The following is a 14573-nucleotide window of genomic DNA, read 5'->3' as shown; positions in this document are numbered from 1 at the left end:
TTTTTGCGCATGCATGACATTCCGGCCGCGCTGGGCAACTCAGCGCGTCAGCAGATCCTTACGGCGATGTACCGCGAGCACCACGGGTGGTTGCATGGCTGGCTGCGCAGGAAACTCGGTTGCTCCCAGCACGCCGCCGACCTGGCCCACGACGCCTTCATCCGTGTATTAATGCTGGCCGAACCGCAAGCGATCAAGGAACCCCGTGCCTTCCTGGCCACCACGGCGGGACGCTTGCTCATCGACGGTGCCCGTCGTCGTCGTATCGAAAAAGCCTACATGCAGGCGCTGGTCATCCAGTGCGAAGACGCCGGCATGCCCGACCCGGCGGCGATCCACGTTGCCCTGCAAGCGCTGGAACGCATTGCTGAAATGCTCGCCGGCTTACCGCCCAAGGCCCGCGAGGCGTTCTTGTTGAGTCGCCTCGACGGCCTGACCTACAGCGAAATCGCCGTGCGTCTGGAAGTGTCCCCCAGTACCGTTAAAAACTACATCTCCAGCGCCCTGGTGCATTGCTATCACAGCCTGCACGCGGCCGACCCACTGTCATGAACACCGAACAGATCATCCAGCAAGCAGCGAATTGGCTGACACGCCTGCACGACGAGGACGTCACAGACGCCGACCGTCAGGCCTTCAACACCTGGTGCGAGGCCGACCCGCGCCACGCCGTGGCCATCGAGCGCATGCGTGCGTTATGGGGCAGCCTCGACAGCGTGCCCGCACAACCGGCGCGCCGCGCCCTGAATCGCGCATTTGCCCCGCAACGGGCGCGCAGCGCACAGGTGCTGGGTGTGCTCGGTATCGCGCTGTGCGGTTGGCTGAGCCTGGAGCACCTGCCGGTGTGGATGGCCGACCAGCGTACTGGCGTCGGTGAACGTCGCCAGATCGCTCTCGAAGACGGCAGCCAGTTGCAGCTCAACAGCAACTCGGCGGTGGACGTGAAATTCGACGGCCACCAACGGGTGATCGAACTGCTGCAAGGCGAGCTGTGGGTAGACGTGGCCAAAGATGCGCAGCGGCCGTTCGTGGTGCGCACCGACCAAGGCACGGCGACCGCACTGGGTACGCGTTACCTGGTCAAGCGTGCGCCGGACGGCACGACAGTGGTAACGGTGATCGAGTCCAGCGTGGCGGTCAAAGGTGAGGCAGAGGAGGGCGTCAAAGTCAGCGCCGGCCAGCGTTCCGTCCTCGACCATGGGCGCGCAACGCCCGCGCAAACCGTCGGCAATGCCGATCCGGACGCCTGGACGCGTGGCCTACTCACCGTCAACGACCAGCCCCTGAGCGAAGTGTTGCAAACCCTGGCCAGCTACCGCCACGGCATGGTCCGCTTCGACCCACAGGCCCTGCGCGGCCTGCGTGTGTCCGGCGTATTCAAGCTGGACGACACGGCAGCGGCCTTGTCGACCCTGGCGGACAACCTGCCGATCCAAGTGGAGTACTTCACCGACTTGCTGGTAGTGGTCAAGCCGCGCTGAGCCTGCCGTAGCTGACGTACTGACACCCTGCGATCTGTGGGCCTCTACGGGGGGCATTCATTGCCTTGGCGCAGGCGTTTGTACAAAGTGTTGCGGCTTACCCCCAACTCCCGTGCCAAGTGGGAGATATTGCCGCCTACCGCCTTCAAGCGCTGGGTCAGGTCAATGCTGTCGTCCAGGTACTCACTGGTCGGCAGCGGCGCAGGCACGTTCAAGTCCACAAAAAAATCATCCGGCAGATGCTCCGGCCTTATCGGCTGCTCCTCGGCCATCGCCAGCGCCACCTGCAACACGCTGCTCACCTGGCGCAAATTCCCCGGCCACGGGTGCTGCTCGAACAGCGCCAGCACCTCGGCGCTCAAACCGGCCCATTGGGTGGGCTCGCGGTGTTGTTGCCACAGTTGCTGGAACAGCGCCTGCTTGTCGGTCCGCTCGCGCAAGGGCGGCAATTCCAGGGTCAGGCCGCCGATGCGGTAGTACAAATCCTCACGAAAACGCCCGGCCTGCACCTGTTCGCGCAGTGCGCGGTTGGTCGCCGAGATAATGCGCAAATCCACCGGGAACAACTCGCTGCTGCCCACCGGTTGCACGCAACGCTCCTGCAACACACGCAGCAGGCGCGCCTGGGTCGGTAGCGGCATATCGCCGATCTCATCGAGAAACAGCGTGCCCTTGTCGGCCTTGCGGATCAGGCCGATGCTGCCTTTCTGATTGGCGCCGGTGAACGCGCCTTTCTCGTAACCGAACAGCTCCGATTCCACCAGCTCAGCGGGAATCGCCGCACAGTTCACCGCGATAAATGCCTTCTGGCTGCGGGAACTGGCCTGGTGCAGGGCTTTGACGAACACCTCTTTGCCCACGCCGGTTTCACCATGAATCAGCAGCGGGATGTCTTTTTCCAGCAACCGCTCGGCCTGGCGCACGGCTTTCTCCACGCGCATATCGCCAAAATGCAGGGTCTTGAGGCCAATGGCTGCCGGCTTCGACATAACCGGCTCGCTGAACACACGCGCCTGCACCGGCATCTGCTTGGGGCGCTTCAACAGGCACTGAAACCGATTGCGCCCGGCCGCCTGCAACGAAAACGGCAAGCCCTCCGGCTGGTTGAGCAGTTCCAGCAGCGACACTTTGAACAAACTGTCGATCATTACCCGCGACAGGCTGATGCCCAGCAGGTTGTCGGCGCGACGGTTGGCCGACAGCACCTGGCCGCTGTCATCAAAGATCAGCAGGCCCGCCCACTGGCTGTCCAGGTTGCTCAGGCCGGTGTTGAAGGTCAGTTGGAAATGCTCGCCGCGAAACAGGTTGAGGATCAGCCGGTTCTCCACGGTCTGACTCATCATCTTGACCATGCCCAAGGTGTGAGAGGGCGGCAGGTAGCTGTCGCTGGACACATCCAGCACCGCGATGATTTCGCGCTGGGCATCGAAGATCGGCGCTGCCGAACCCGTCATGAAACGGTTGGCCTTGAGGAAGTGTTCGTCGTGTTCGATATGCACCGCCTGGGCACAAGCCAGCGCGGTGCCGATGGCATTGGTACCGCTGGAGCGTTCCTTCCAACTGGCACCGGCGCTGAACCCACGGGCCAGCTTGGGCTCGATAAACCGCTGGGTACCCCACGAGGTCAGCACCTGGCCCTGGTTGTCGGCCAGCATGATCAGGCAATTGGAATTACTGAGGATGTTCTCGTAGTAGGGCAGGACTTCCTGGTGGGTGGTCTGCACCAGGGAATGCTGGCTTTCCAGTAGTTGGCTGATGCCCTCGGCAGGCAGTTGATCGAAGCTGGGCGTGCTCTGGTGGTCCAGGCCAAAGGCGCGGCAACGGCGCCAGGAGTCCTGGATGATGGTGTCGTGAGCCAAGGGTTCGGCCATCGGGCGACCTTCTGTTTTTATTGTTTTTATGGGGCCCCGCAGGCGCGGGGGCCCCATTAGTGTTGTTCAGAACTGTTCATTGTCAACCCTCGAAGTGTTCAGTTGTTCAGCCCGATTGTTCACTCCCGAACATCCCATATGTCCCATTTCCTTGTGGATCAAGCACCTGCCGGTTTTGGCACGAAATTCGCTCTGACGACTGGCCAGATTCATTCCAATAATAAAAAAGGTCGTGTCATGTCATTGACCCTGGAACATGTCTCCCGCGTCGTCGAAGGCCAAACCTGGATCGACGATGCCACCCTGCGTTTCGAGCCCGGTTCCTTCAACGTGCTGCTCGGTCGCACCCTGTCCGGCAAGACCAGCCTGATGCGCCTGATGGCCGGCCTGGACAAGCCCGACAGCGGTCGCATCCTGATGAATGGCGTCGACGTCACCCACAAGCCGGTGCGCCTGCGCAACGTGTCGATGGTGTATCAGCAGTTCATCAACTACCCGACCATGACCGTGTTCGAGAACATCGCCTCGCCGTTGCGTCAGGCCGGTGTGTCCAACGAGGTGATCCAGAGCAAGGTGCTGGAAACCGCTCGGATGCTGCGCATCGAGAAGTTCCTGAAGCGTCACCCGCTGGAGCTGTCCGGTGGCCAGCAGCAGCGCACGGCCATGGCCCGCGCCCTGGTCAAGGATGCCGAACTGATCCTGTTCGACGAGCCGCTGGTGAACCTGGACTACAAACTGCGCGAAGAGCTGCGTCAGGAAATGCGCGAGCTGTTCCAGGCCCGCCACACCATTGCGATCTACGCCACTACCGAACCCAACGAAGCCCTGGCCCTCGGCGGCACTACCACCATCCTTCACGAAGGCCGGGTGATCCAGAGTGGCAAGGCTGCCGAGGTTTACCACCAGCCACACACCGTGCTCGCGGCCGAGCTGTTTTCCGAGCCACCGATCAACCTGATGCCGGGGCGTATCAGTGGCAATGAAGTGAGCTTCGCCAATTTCGTACATTTCCCACTCAATGTTGACCTGCGTCCCATCGGCGAAGGCGATTTTCGCTTCGGTGTGCGCCCCAGCCATATCAGCCTGGTGCCGAGCAACGACGACGACCTTGAGCTGGCGGTGACCGTAGAAGTCGCCGAAATCAGTGGCTCGGAAACCTTCCTGCACGTGCGCAGCGAACACTTCCTGCTGGTGCTGCATTTGCCGGGGGTGCATGAGTACGACGTTGACGCGCCGATCCGCGTGTATATCCCCACCCATAAACTGTTTGTGTTCGATGGTCAGGGCCGTTTGGTCCAGGCTCCCGGACGCCGTGTCGCGAGGGTTGCGTGATGGCCGAGATCCATTTGCAGAACCTGGCGCACAGCTATAACCCTACGCCGACCGGACCGGAAGACTACGCGATCCGGGAAATGAACCACGTGTGGGAGCAGGGCGGTGCCTACGCCTTGCTTGGTCCGTCAGGCTGCGGCAAGTCGACCCTGCTCAATATCATCTCCGGTTTGCTCAGCCCGTCTGAAGGCCAGGTGCTGTTCGACACCAAAGTAGTCAACGACCTCACGCCGGAGAAGCGCAACATCGCCCAGGTGTTCCAGTTCCCGGTGGTGTACGACACCATGACGGTGTTCGACAACCTGGCCTTCCCACTGCGCAACCAAGGCATGGCCGAGGCGAAAATTCACAGCAAGGTGCAGGAAATTGCCGAAGTCCTTGACCTGCAAACCCTGCTGAGCAAGAAAGCGCGCAACCTCACTGCCGACGAAAAACAGAAAGTCTCCATGGGCCGTGGCCTGGTGCGCGACGACGTCTCGGCGATCCTCTTCGACGAGCCGCTGACGGTGATCGACCCGCACCTCAAATGGAAACTGCGGCGCAAGCTCAAGCAGATCCACGAGCAGTTCAACATCACCATGGTCTACGTCACCCATGACCAGTTGGAGGCTTCCACCTTCGCCGACAAAATCGCGGTGATGTACGGCGGGCAGATCGTGCAGTTCGGCACGCCACGGGAGCTGTTCGAGCGGCCGAGCCACACGTTTGTCGGCTACTTTATCGGCAGCCCTGGGATGAATCTGATCGAAGTGCAGGCCGAGGCGGGCGGGGTGCGGTTTGCCGGCACCCACTTGCCATTGCCCGATGCGTTGCAACAACGCATTGCCAGCACCGACTACAAGAAGTTGCAAGTGGGTATCCGCCCGGAATTTATCCATGTGTGGGACGAGTACAACCCCGACGCCCTGCAGGCCGGCGTCACACATCTGGAAGACCTTGGCACCTACAAGATCATGACCCTCAACCTCGATGGCGCCACCTTGAAAGTGCGTTTGGCCGAAGACAAACCGGTGCCTGAAGGCACGGCGTCCATCAGCTTTCCCGCGCAATGGCTGATGCTCTACGCCGACGATTACCTGCTGGAGGTGCGGCCATGAACAAGGTGCAGAACAACAAGGCCTGGTGGCTGGTGCTGCCGGTGTTCCTGCTGGTGGCGTTCAGTGCGGTGATCCCGATGATGACGGTGGTCAATTACTCGGTGCAGGACATCTTCGACCAGTCCAGCCGCTACTTTGTCGGCGCCGACTGGTACAAGCAGGTATTGCTCGACCCGCGGCTGCACGACTCGCTGCTGCGCCAGTTCATCTATTCAGCCTGCGTGCTGTTGATCGAAATTCCCCTGGGCATCGCCATCGCCCTGACCATGCCGACCAAGGGTCGCTGGTCGTCGCTGGTGTTGATCGTGCTGGCGATTCCGTTGCTGATTCCGTGGAACGTGGTGGGCACGATCTGGCAGATCTTCGGTCGTGCCGACATCGGCCTGCTGGGGTACAGCCTCAACGCGGTAGGCATCAGCTATAACTACGCGGCCAATACGGCGGATGCCTGGGTCACTGTGCTGGTGATGGACGTGTGGCACTGGACTTCACTGGTGGCGTTGCTGTGCTATTCGGGGTTGCGGGCGATTCCGGACGTGTACTACCAGGCCGCTCGGATTGATCGTGCATCGGCCTGGGCAGTTTTCCGACATATCCAACTGCCCAAGATGAAGAGCGTGCTGCTGATCGCGGTCATGCTGCGGTTTATGGACAGCTTCATGATCTACACCGAGCCCTTCGTCCTGACGGGCGGCGGACCGGGTAACGCCACCACTTTCCTCAGTCAGACCTTGACCCAGATGGCCGTAGGCCAATTCGACCTGGGCCCGGCGGCAGCGTTTTCGCTGGTGTACTTCCTGATCATCCTGTTGGTGTCCTGGCTGTTCTACACCGCCATGACCCACTCCGACGCCAACCGCTGAGGTCGCCAACATGAGCAAACGCAAGCTAATCCCGTTGCTGATCTACATCCTGTTCCTGCTGGTGCCGATCTACTGGCTGCTGAACATGTCCTTCAAGAGCAACACCGAAATCCTCGGCGGGCTGACGTTGTTTCCTCAGGATTTCACCCTGGCCAACTACAAGGTGATCTTCACCGACCCGAGTTGGTACACCGGCTATCTCAACTCGCTGTACTACGTGAGCCTGAACACGGTGATTTCCCTGAGCGTGGCGCTGCCGGCAGCCTATGCTTTCTCGCGCTATCGTTTCCTGGGCGACAAGCACCTGTTCTTCTGGCTGCTGACCAACCGCATGGCGCCGCCGGCGGTGTTTTTGCTGCCGTTTTTCCAGCTGTATTCGTCCATCGGCCTGTTCGATACGCATATCGCTGTGGCCCTGGCCCACTGCCTGTTCAACGTGCCGTTGGCGGTGTGGATCCTTGAGGGCTTTATGTCCGGCGTGCCCAAGGAGATCGACGAAACTGCCTACATTGACGGCTACTCGTTTCCGAAGTTTTTCGTGAAAATTTTCATCCCGTTGATCGGCTCCGGCATCGGTGTCACCGCGTTTTTCTGCTTCATGTTTTCCTGGGTCGAGCTGCTGCTGGCGCGCACCCTGACCTCGGTCAACGCCAAGCCCATCGCGGCGGTGATGACGCGTACGGTGTCGGCGTCTGGCATCGATTGGGGCGTGCTGGCAGCGGCGGGGGTGTTGACCATCCTGCCGGGCATGCTGGTGATCTGGTTTGTTCGCAACCACGTGGCCAAGGGCTTTGCCCTGGGCCGGGTCTGAGGAGTCGATGATGGAATGGATGGCCTGGACCACCCCCACTGCACTGTTCTTCGGCGGTATCGCCCTGATCCTGGCGGGCATGACCACCTGGGAACTGCGCTCGCCGAGCATCCCCCGGCGGGGTTTGTTACCGATCAGCACCACCCGTGGTGATCGCTTGTTTATCGGTCTTCTCGGCAGCGCCTACCTGCATTTGCTGGTGATCGGCGTTACCGACTGGAGCATCTGGGTGGCGTCCGCGCTCTCCCTGGTATGGCTGTTGAGTGTGATGCGTTGGGGCTAGTGCCCTTATGAATAAACAACCAGGAGGTCTCTATGTTGAATAAGAACAATAAGCTGCGACATAGCATTTCATTGGCCGCCGTACTGGCCCTGAGCGGTTTGAGCGCTTCGGCCTGGGCCGATGCGTACGAAGATGCCGCGAAGAAATGGATCGGCAGCGAGTTCAAACCGTCCACCCTCACCGAAGCCCAGCAGCTCGAAGAGTTGAAATGGTTTATCAAGGCGTCGGAACCGTTCCGTGGGATGAAGATCAACGTGGTGTCGGAAACCCTCACCACCCATGAATACGAGTCCAAGGTGCTGGCCAAGGCCTTCAGTGAAATCACCGGCATCAAGCTGACCCACGACCTGCTGCAGGAAGGCGACGTGGTGGAGAAGCTGCAAACCCAGATGCAGTCCGACAAGAACATCTATGACGGCTGGGTCAACGATTCCGACTTGATCGGTACGCACTTTCGCTATGGCAAGACCGAATCGATCACCGACCTGATGGCCAACGAAGGCAAGGACTTCACCTCGCCGACCCTCGACCTCAAGGACTTTATCGGCCTGTCCTTCACCACCGCGCCGGACGGCAAGATCTACCAACTGCCCGACCAGCAATTCGCCAACCTTTATTGGTTCCGCGCCGACTGGTTCGAGCGTCCGGAACTGAAAGCCAAGTTCAAGGAAAAATACGGCTACGACCTCGGCGTACCGGTGAACTGGTCGGCCTATGAAGACATCGCCAAGTTCTTCAGCGAAGACGTCAAGGAAATCGACGGCAAGCGCATTTATGGGCACATGGACTACGGCAAGAAAGACCCGTCCCTGGGCTGGCGCTTCACCGATGCCTGGTTCTCCATGGCCGGTGGCGGCGACAAAGGCCTGCCCAACGGCTTGCCGGTGGACGAGTGGGGCATTCGCGTGGAGGACTGCCATCCGGTGGGCTCCAGCGTGACCCGTGGCGGCGACACCAACGGCCCGGCCGCGGTGTTCGCCACGCAGAAATACGTGGACTGGATGAAGGCCTACGCGCCACCGGAAGCGGCGGGCATGACTTTCTCCGAATCCGGCCCGGTACCTTCCCAAGGCAACATCGCCCAGCAGATCTTCTGGTACACCGCGTTTACCGCCGACATGGTCAAGCCTGGCCTGCCGGTGGTGAATGCCGACGGCACGCCGAAATGGCGCATGGCGCCGTCGCCTGTCGGACCTTACTGGGAAAAGGGCATGAAGAAGGGCTATCAGGACGTAGGCTCCTGGACCTTCCTCAAGTCCACGCCCGAGAAGCAGAAACTCGCGGCCTGGCTCTACGCTCAGTTCGTGACGTCCAAAACCGTCTCGCTGAAGAAAACCATCGTCGGTTTGACGCCGATTCGTGAGTCCGACATCAACTCGCAAGCCATGACCGACATGGCCCCCAAACTCGGTGGCCTGGTGGAGTTCTACCGCAGCCCGGCGCGCACCGAGTGGTCGCCAACCGGTACCAACGTGCCGGACTATCCGCGCCTGGCGCAGCTGTGGTGGAGCAACATCGCCTCGGCCGCCAGCGGCGAGAAAACCCCGCAACAGGCGCTGGACAACCTGGCCAAGGAACAGGACGCGATCATGACGCGCCTGGAACGCTCCAAAGTGCAACCGGTGTGCGGCCCGAAAATGAACCCCGAGCGTGACGCGCAATACTGGTTCGACCAACCGGGCGCGCCAAAACCGAAACTGGCGAACGAGAAGCCGAAAGGCGAGACCGTTAGCTACAACGACCTGCTCAAGTCGTGGGAGGCGGCGCGCAAGTAAAAATGTAGGGTTGGGCAGAACGGCACTCAGGTGCCGTTTTGTTTTTCTGCTGCTCCGCAATCCGCGGCGTGGACTGCCGAGGGCGTGTTCATGGCGGCACATGAGGCGTACGGCGAACGGGCGCCACTGATCAGGCATGTTCGAATCCCGATTGAATTTTCCGCCAGCCCCGATGCTCTTTCCTTCAGAAGCGCGTGATTTTGAGCGCTCTTGCGGGGCCTCTTGTTGAAGGGGCGTTGTCTCGGACTTTGCGGGAACTGCCATTATGACGCTATTAACGGCGCTGTCGGGCCAACTGGCCTCTATGCATCACTCGGGCTACGGAGAGTATCAGCGGGTTTATCAACACCTGTATGGCGAAGCGCCGAACGCCGAGAGCGTGGCGCGCGAGTTCCTGCAAACCCAATTGGCCCAGGTACAGGATGCCACCAACGAGCTGCCCGCTGAGCCGGAACAGCTCTTGGCCTGGGTTGAGCAGCGTTGTGCTGCGGTCGCTCAGGACTACGCCGATTACCTTGAGCAGCGCCAGCAAGGCCGGCCGCGTCGTTACTTCCAGAACAAAGCCCATGCACTGTACGTATTGCAACGTGTGGCGCCGACCAAACAGGTCGACGGGGCGTGGTTGTATGGACTGCTGCATTACTGGCAAGACCAGCGTTTTGACGGCCTGCTCAGCACCTATCTTGAAGAGTTGGGGGACGGCGAAGCCGCGCAGAACCATGTGGTGATCTACCGCAAGTTGCTCAGTGATCACGACGCCGACAGCGACGCGGGCGTCGAAGACGAACACTACCTGCAGGGCGCGCTGCAACTGGCCCTGGGCCTGTGTGCCGAGGAATTCCTGCCGCAGGTCATCGGCTACAACCTGGGTTACGAGCAGTTGCCGCTGCACTTGTTGATCACTTCGTATGAGCTGAGCGAGCTGGGCATCGACCCGTATTACTTCACCCTGCACGTCACCATCGACAACGCCAGCAGCGGCCACGCGTGCAAGGCGGCGCAGTCGGTGTTGAACCTGCTGCCGCTGGGCGAGGGCAGGGCGGACTTCTACCGCCGCGTGGCCGAGGGTTATCGCCTTAATGACCTTGGCCCGGGCACCACGGCCGTTATCGAGCAGTTCGACCTGCACGCTGAAGTGGTGGCGATGCTCGAACGCAAACGCACCTTCGGCCAGCACATGCATTCGGACTATTGCCGCTTCGAAGGCAAGACCGTCAACCAGTGGCTGGCGCAGCCGGGGCAGGTCGGCGCGTTCCTCCAGGCGTTGCAGGACAAGGGGTGGATCAAGCGCAATCAGGACCCGGCCGAGAGTCGCTTCTGGCAACTCATCGAGGGCGCGGGCGCGGCGATGTTCGGCGTGTTCAGCGGCTATGAAAAACAGGTGTTACATGACTGGATTGCTGGCGAGTGGATCAGCGACCAGCGCGTGGCGCCGGTGAGGCGTGGGCGCTCCAGCCGGTTTTCCCAGGAACAGCACCGCCCGGCCGACCCTGACACCCAGGCGCTCGTGGACTCGCTGTGGAAACTGCCCGACGAACAGCAGCTCAACGCGCTGATTCCCTGGCTGTCGGCGCGGCGCCATTGCACGCCCGCCGGGTTGTACGCCACTCGCCGGTTTATCCAATTGCGCGCGCGCCTGCGCTAAGGAATTTGCCCATGTCTGCACAACAACTCGCTGATCGCGCACTGCTCAACCTGGGCCGGGGCTTGAAGGAGAGCGGCTACCGCTTTATCACGCCGACGCCCATGACCCATGAACGGGTCTTCCAGCGCCTGGCGACGCCGCTGGCAATGGACCTGCGCGACGCGTTCGGTTGGTCGATGCCGTTTGACGGCGCGCTGTTGCCCGAGGCGTTCTGCGAAGAATTGCAGCAGGCCGACGTGATCGAAAAGCACGATTCGCTGTGGCGCAGCGCCGTGCGCTGGTCGAGCCTGGATGACCTGTTGTTCGTTCACTCGGCGTACCCCACGACCCAATCGGATGCGGTGTTTTTCGGGCCCGACAGTTACCGCTTCGCGCGCCTGATTGAAGCGCATCTGCAACAGCGTTTCGAGCCGATCAAGCGCGCGGTGGACATCGGTTGCGGCGCGGGCGTGGGCGCACTGGTGGTGGCTCGGGCACGGCACGACGCCGAGGTGTTGGCGGTGGACATCAACCCGCGCGCGTTGCGCCTGACCGCAGTGAATGCCGAGTTGGCAGGGCTGGCCAATGTGGTCGCGTACCACAGCGATGTATTGGGCAGCGTCGAAGGCGAGTTCGACCTTATCGTCGCCAACCCGCCCTATATGAATGACGACCGCCAGCGTGCATATCGGCATGGCGGCGGCGCACTGGGCGAGCAATTGTCGGTGCGCATTGTCGGCGAATCCATGGGGCGCCTGGCGCTGGGCGGTAGCCTGGTGTTGTACACCGGCGTGGCGATCGTTGCTGGTGGCGAGGACCCGTTCCTGGCGGCCGTCAAACCATTGCTCGGCAGCCATGCCTATGGCTGGACCTACCGCGAGCTTGACCCCGACGTGTTTGGCGAAGAGCTGGACAAGCCGGGCTACGAGCGTGTCGAGCGGATTGCCGTGGTCGCGCTCACCGTTACGCGCCTGCGTTGACGTCGATGCTCACCTTCGGCATCGAGGAGGAGTATTTCATCACCGACCTGCACACCCGGCGCATGCTGGCCGAGCCTTCGGCGGCGGTCTTGGCCGCCTGCCGGAAGGCTATTGGCGCAGGCTTTGCGGATGAAATGTTCCAAGGGCAGATCGAGGTGGCGTCGCCGGTGTTCCACACCAGCCATGAGGCGGCGGAGTACCTGGCGACGGTGCGGCATGACCTGGCCCGATCTCTCGGCGAGTTCGGCCTGGGTGTGGTGTGTGCCGGCAGCCATCCGTTGGCTGACTGGCGGGAGCAGGCGCCCACGGAGCGCGCGCATTTCCGGCAATTGTTCGACGCTATCCAGCATGTCGCGCGGCGCAGCGTGCTGTGCGGCTTGCATGTGCATGTCGCGGTGCCGACGGATGTGGACCGTATTGCGGTAATGAATCAGGTTTCGTCCTGGTTGCCATTGTTGTTGCTGCTCAGTTGCTCGTCGCCGTTCTGGGACGGTGCGCCCACAGGGTTCATGAGCTACCGCCAGGCCGTTTGTGATGAATGGCCGCGCATGGGCGTGCCGGAACACTTTGCCGATTGGGCCGCGTATCAGCGGTACCTGGCACTGCTGCAACGCATCGGCGCGATCAAGGCCGATGGCAACGGCTGGTGGGGCATTCGCCCGGCGGCGCGCTACCCGACCCTGGAACTGCGCATGACCGATGCTTGCCCCAGGATGGCCGACGCCCTGGCCCTGGCCACGTTTTACCGCGTGATGGTCACCCATGCCTGTGGCCTGCCATCGCCCGGTGTGGCCTTCACCGCCGAAAGCCGCTGGCTGCTCCAGGAAAACCGATGGCAGGCCAAGCGCTACGGCGCTGCCGGCACCTTTGCGCTGGACGATCACGGCGCAACGGGCACTGCCGAGCAGTGGTTGCAACAGGCCGAACGCACTTTCGCGGCCACCGCTGACGCCCTGGGGGAGCCGCAGCTGTTTGACACCTTGCACAGGTTGCTGGACGGCGGTAACAGCGCTGTCGAGCAACTGCACTGCCACGCCGCCGCCCAGGCTTCGGGCGCCGAAGCGTTTGCGTGCCTGCAACAGGTGGTCGACCGTCTGCTGGCCCAGAGCCGCGCTGACCATTGATCGGGTGCTGGCCCAGGCCAAGTGAACACTCGCCGTCTGTGTGGCCCTTAATAATAAATCCCTCAAGAGCAGGAGCGCAGAGCATGCGAGCGATGACTTTCCAGGGCGCCCACAAGGTGCAGGTGGACACGGTGCCCGATCCGATCATTGAGCAAGCCGACGACATTATTCTGCGGGTCACGGCCACGGCGATCTGTGGCTCGGACCTGCACCTGTACCGGGGCAAGATCCCCACGGTCGAGCACGGAGATATTTTCGGCCATGAATTCATGGGCATTGTTGAAGAGACCGGCCCGGCGGTGACGGCAGTGCAGCGTGGCGACCGGGTGGTGATCCCGTTTGTGATCGCCTGTGGCGATTGTTTCTTCTGCCAACTCCAGCAGTTTGCCGCCTGCGAAACCACCAACGATGGGCGCGGTGCGATCCTGAATAAAAAGGCGATCCCACCGGGCGCGGCACTGTTTGGCTACAGTCGTCTCTACGGCGGCATTCCCGGCGGCCAGGCCGAACTGGTGCGCGTGCCCAAGGCCAATACCGGGCCGTTCAAGGTGCCTGGCTTGCTGGCGGATGAAAAGGTGCTGTTCCTCTCCGATATCCTGCCCACGGCGTGGCAGGCGGTGACCAACGCCGAGATCGGGCAGGGCTCAAGCGTGGCGATTTATGGCGCGGGGCCGGTGGGTCTGCTCAGCGCCGCGTGCGCACAGATGCTGGGCGCCGAGCAGATTTTCATGGTCGACGACCACCCGTACCGCCTGGCCTACGCGCAGAAAATGTATGGCGTGATCCCGATCAACTTCGAGCAAGACGATGATCCCGCCGACACCATCATCCGCCAGACCGCCGGCATGCGCGGCGTCGATGGGGTGGTCGACGCGGTCGGCTTCGAGGCCAAGGGCAGTACCACCGAAACCATCCTGACCACGCTCAAGATCGAAGGCAGCAGCGGCAAGGCCTTGCGCCAGTGCATCGCCGCCGTGCGCCGCGGCGGGGTGGTCAGCGTGGCGGGGGTGTACGCCGGGTTTATCCACGGGTTCATGTTTGGCGACGCGTTCGACAAGGGCCTGACGTTCAAGATGGGCCAGACCCACGTGCAGCGTTTTCTGCCGGAGTTACTGGAGCATATTGAGTTGGGGCACCTGAACCCCGAGGCGATCGTCACGCACCGCCTGTCACTGGAGCAGGCGGCGCGAGGTTATGAGCTGTTCGACAAGGGCGAAGAGGATTGCCGCAAGGTCATCCTGCTGCCGGGGATCGACGAGCGGCCAGTGGCTGAGCCGCTGGACACGCTGACCCCAGGGTTCAACGTGGGCGCTGCCCGCCCGGCCTAGCTGG

The 14573-nt window shown here is 61.8% G+C and carries 13 protein-coding genes; 12 read left to right on the top strand and 1 reads right to left on the bottom strand.

Going from position 1 to position 14573, the window contains the following annotated elements; genetic code table 11:
- Positions 1-9: 9 nt before the first annotated feature.
- Together DNK50_RS19305 and DNK50_RS19300 are read left to right on the top strand one after the other, a co-directional pair.
- Positions 10-552: a sigma-70 family RNA polymerase sigma factor gene (locus DNK50_RS19305; protein ID WP_112195847.1), complete on the top strand. Its 543-nt coding sequence runs from the start codon at positions 10-12 to the stop codon at positions 550-552.
- The gene (locus tag DNK50_RS19300) at positions 549-1481 is read left to right on the top strand and encodes a FecR family protein (RefSeq protein WP_112195845.1); all 933 of its coding nucleotides are present in this window, start codon (positions 549-551) and stop codon (positions 1479-1481) included. The genes DNK50_RS19305 and DNK50_RS19300 overlap by 4 nt, the downstream gene beginning before the upstream one ends.
- Positions 1482-1525: 44 nt before the next feature.
- Here the strand turns inward: DNK50_RS19300 and DNK50_RS19295 are convergent, their stop codons facing one another.
- On the bottom strand, positions 1526-3352 hold the full coding sequence (locus DNK50_RS19295) for a sigma-54-dependent Fis family transcriptional regulator (protein WP_112195843.1): 1827 nt from the start codon (positions 3350-3352) through the stop codon (positions 1526-1528).
- 237 nt (positions 3353-3589) lie between these two features.
- Here DNK50_RS19295 and DNK50_RS19290 point away from each other — a divergent pair, with 237 nt between their 5' ends.
- The 10 genes from DNK50_RS19290 to DNK50_RS19245 all read left to right on the top strand — a co-directional run bounded on the left by DNK50_RS19290 (position 3590) and on the right by DNK50_RS19245 (position 14569).
- Positions 3590-4684: an ABC transporter ATP-binding protein gene (locus DNK50_RS19290; RefSeq protein ID WP_099587036.1), complete on the top strand. Its 1095-nt coding sequence runs from the start codon at positions 3590-3592 to the stop codon at positions 4682-4684.
- Positions 4684-5781, top strand: coding sequence for an ABC transporter ATP-binding protein (locus tag DNK50_RS19285; RefSeq protein ID WP_112195841.1), 1098 nt, complete (start codon positions 4684-4686; stop codon positions 5779-5781). The genes DNK50_RS19290 and DNK50_RS19285 overlap by 1 nt, the downstream gene beginning before the upstream one ends.
- The gene (locus DNK50_RS19280) at positions 5778-6644 is read left to right on the top strand and encodes a carbohydrate ABC transporter permease (RefSeq protein ID WP_099586963.1); all 867 of its coding nucleotides are present in this window, start codon (positions 5778-5780) and stop codon (positions 6642-6644) included. Before DNK50_RS19285 ends, DNK50_RS19280 begins: the two co-directional genes overlap by 4 nt.
- A 10-nt stretch (positions 6645-6654) precedes the next feature.
- The gene (locus DNK50_RS19275) at positions 6655-7455 is read left to right on the top strand and encodes a carbohydrate ABC transporter permease (protein WP_003232361.1); all 801 of its coding nucleotides are present in this window, start codon (positions 6655-6657) and stop codon (positions 7453-7455) included.
- Between the two features lie 10 nt (positions 7456-7465).
- Positions 7466-7738 (top strand): DUF2160 domain-containing protein, encoded by a 273-nt coding sequence (locus DNK50_RS19270; RefSeq protein ID WP_014718862.1) that lies wholly within the window; start codon positions 7466-7468, stop codon positions 7736-7738.
- Between the two features lie 32 nt (positions 7739-7770).
- Positions 7771-9513, top strand: coding sequence for an ABC transporter substrate-binding protein (locus DNK50_RS19265; protein WP_112195839.1), 1743 nt, complete (start codon positions 7771-7773; stop codon positions 9511-9513).
- A gap of 265 nt (positions 9514-9778) precedes the next feature.
- On the top strand, positions 9779-11158 hold the full coding sequence (locus DNK50_RS19260) for an iron-containing redox enzyme family protein (protein ID WP_112195837.1): 1380 nt from the start codon (positions 9779-9781) through the stop codon (positions 11156-11158).
- Positions 11159-11169: 11 nt separating this feature from the next.
- Positions 11170-12117, top strand: coding sequence for a class I SAM-dependent methyltransferase (locus DNK50_RS19255; RefSeq protein ID WP_112195835.1), 948 nt, complete (start codon positions 11170-11172; stop codon positions 12115-12117).
- A gap of 5 nt (positions 12118-12122) precedes the next feature.
- Positions 12123-13241, top strand: coding sequence for a carboxylate-amine ligase (locus DNK50_RS19250; protein WP_099586959.1), 1119 nt, complete (start codon positions 12123-12125; stop codon positions 13239-13241).
- An 83-nt stretch (positions 13242-13324) separates the two neighbouring features.
- Positions 13325-14569 (top strand): zinc-dependent alcohol dehydrogenase, encoded by a 1245-nt coding sequence (locus tag DNK50_RS19245; RefSeq protein ID WP_112195833.1) that lies wholly within the window; start codon positions 13325-13327, stop codon positions 14567-14569.
- The last annotated feature ends 4 nt before the right edge of the window (positions 14570-14573 follow it).

The organism is Pseudomonas sp. LG1E9 (assembly GCF_003290225.1).
Lineage (GTDB): Bacteria > Pseudomonadota > Gammaproteobacteria > Pseudomonadales > Pseudomonadaceae > Aquipseudomonas > Aquipseudomonas cyclaminis.
This window is presented reverse-complemented; position numbering and strand designations above follow the sequence as displayed.

Bases quoted from the DNA above. Each gene is read 5' to 3' on its own strand.
- DNK50_RS19305 (WP_112195847.1), top strand. From the start codon at position 10: ATGCATGACATTCCGGCCGCGCTGGGCAACTCAGCGCGTCAGCAGATC.
- DNK50_RS19300 (WP_112195845.1), top strand. From the start codon at position 549: ATGAACACCGAACAGATCATCCAGCAAGCAGCGAATTGGCTGACACGC.
- DNK50_RS19295 (WP_112195843.1), bottom strand. From the start codon at position 3,352: ATGGCCGAACCCTTGGCTCACGACACCATCATCCAGGACTCCTGGCGC.
- DNK50_RS19290 (WP_099587036.1), top strand. From the start codon at position 3,590: ATGTCATTGACCCTGGAACATGTCTCCCGCGTCGTCGAAGGCCAAACC.
- DNK50_RS19285 (WP_112195841.1), top strand. From the start codon at position 4,684: ATGGCCGAGATCCATTTGCAGAACCTGGCGCACAGCTATAACCCTACG.
- DNK50_RS19280 (WP_099586963.1), top strand. From the start codon at position 5,778: ATGAACAAGGTGCAGAACAACAAGGCCTGGTGGCTGGTGCTGCCGGTG.
- DNK50_RS19275 (WP_003232361.1), top strand. From the start codon at position 6,655: ATGAGCAAACGCAAGCTAATCCCGTTGCTGATCTACATCCTGTTCCTG.
- DNK50_RS19270 (WP_014718862.1), top strand. From the start codon at position 7,466: ATGGAATGGATGGCCTGGACCACCCCCACTGCACTGTTCTTCGGCGGT.
- DNK50_RS19265 (WP_112195839.1), top strand. From the start codon at position 7,771: ATGTTGAATAAGAACAATAAGCTGCGACATAGCATTTCATTGGCCGCC.
- DNK50_RS19260 (WP_112195837.1), top strand. From the start codon at position 9,779: ATGACGCTATTAACGGCGCTGTCGGGCCAACTGGCCTCTATGCATCAC.
- DNK50_RS19255 (WP_112195835.1), top strand. From the start codon at position 11,170: ATGTCTGCACAACAACTCGCTGATCGCGCACTGCTCAACCTGGGCCGG.
- DNK50_RS19250 (WP_099586959.1), top strand. From the start codon at position 12,123: ATGCTCACCTTCGGCATCGAGGAGGAGTATTTCATCACCGACCTGCAC.
- DNK50_RS19245 (WP_112195833.1), top strand. From the start codon at position 13,325: ATGCGAGCGATGACTTTCCAGGGCGCCCACAAGGTGCAGGTGGACACG.